This window comes from Rothia sp. 27098_8_161, assembly GCF_041432905.1.
Taxonomy (GTDB): domain Bacteria; phylum Actinomycetota; class Actinomycetes; order Actinomycetales; family Micrococcaceae; genus Rothia.
Genome location: NZ_JAPWAL010000050.1, coordinates 1 through 1,476, shown reverse-complemented (window position 1 = coordinate 1,476; position 1,476 = coordinate 1). Strand labels below are relative to the sequence as shown.

The 1,476-nt window shown below is 62.7% G+C and carries 2 protein-coding genes; one reads left to right on the top strand and one right to left on the bottom strand.

Features of this window, described 5'->3' with window-relative positions; translation table 11 throughout:
• The coding region (gene dapD / locus O3648_RS08280) for a 2,3,4,5-tetrahydropyridine-2,6-dicarboxylate N-succinyltransferase (protein WP_371569565.1) at positions 1–929 on the bottom strand (929 nt) is incomplete at its 3' end.
• 89 nt (positions 930–1,018) lie between these two features.
• Between dapD and O3648_RS08275 the strand changes: the two genes are divergently transcribed.
• On the top strand, positions 1,019–1,476 hold a 458-nt coding region (locus O3648_RS08275), incomplete at its 3' end, for a M20/M25/M40 family metallo-hydrolase (protein ID WP_371569562.1).

Sequence of the window (1,476 nt, the reverse complement as noted above, 5' to 3'; positions counted from 1 at the left end):
TTCTTCGCACGCGGCAGAACCTCAATCGCGCCGCTGACCGAATTGCGGCGGAACAGCAGGTTCGACACACCGGACAGCTCCGCAGCCTTCACCACGCGCGCCTCCTGGCCGGGCAGCAGAACGCTCACGCGCGAACCAGCGGTCACGTACAGGCCAGCCTCCACCACACAGTCATCGCCCAGGGCAATACCGATACCGGACTCCGCACCCAACAGGGAACGCTCACCAATAGACACGCGCTGAGTACCTCCACCGGAGAGGGTGCCCATCGTCGAGGCGCCGCCACCCACATCCGAGCCGTCACCCACCACAACGCCCTGAGAAATACGGCCCTCAACCATGGAGGTGCCCAGGGTACCGGCGTTGAAGTTCACGAAGCCCTCGTGCATCACGGTCGTGCCGGACGCCAGGTGCGCACCCAGGCGCAGGCGGTCACCGTCACCAATACGTACACCGGCGGGAACCACGTAATCCACCAGGCGAGGGAACTTATCAATATGGCTCACACTCAGGTGGCCCAGCTTGCGCAGACCAATCGCAAGCTTCTGGAACTCGGCGGCAAGCACCGGGCCGTGGTTGGTCCACGCAACATTCGCCAGGGTACCGAACAAGCCGTCCAGGTTCAGCTCGTTGGGGCGAACCAGGGTGTGCGAGAGCAGGTGCAGACGCAGGTATGCGTCAACTGCGTCTTCGGGTGCCTCATCCAGGTTAATGGAGGCAGTGCGTACCTCGGTGCGAGCATTGCGTGCCGGGTGCTCAGCGGCCAGCTCCTCCAGCTCGTCCGCGATGGACAGGTCAGGAGTCTGGGTGAGGGAGGGGGCGGGGAACCAAGCATCCAGGACGGTGCCGGCGTGCTCGCCAGAGATAACAACATTAACCAGTGCAACGCCGGAGGCATAACGGGGAGTGTTTTCAGACATACCGTCCATTATAGTTTTGGGGATTGGTGTCCCTTCAAGAGCGTCCCATATCCTCGATATGGGCGTTGCGTGCGCGGGGGAACCTGTAAGGTGGAAGGATGAGCGTTTCCCCGAATATTTCTGAGCATCACTCGGTTCCGGCTCCGCCCCTGAACTTGGACGTATCCATGCCCGAGCTGACCCGTGCCCTGCTGGATTACGAGTCGGTTTCCGGCAACGAGCAGCTAATTGCTGACGCCGTGCACACGGCGCTGTCGTTCTGCCCGCACCTGCACCTGACTCGTGACGGGGACGCCATTATTGCCCGCACTGAATTCCCGCCGCCGCCCGGCGCTAAGGGCGAGCGTACCCGCATTATCCTTGCCGGTCACCTGGATACCGTGCCCCTGCCCACCGTTGAGGGATCCCTGGGTACCGTGCCGTCCACGGTGCGTGAAGAAGAGGACGGGTACGTGCTCTACGGCCGCGGTGCCACCGATATGAAGGGCGGTGTGGCGGTGCAACTGAAGCTTGCCGCCGAACTGACCGCGCAGGACACCGACTACAACCTGACCTA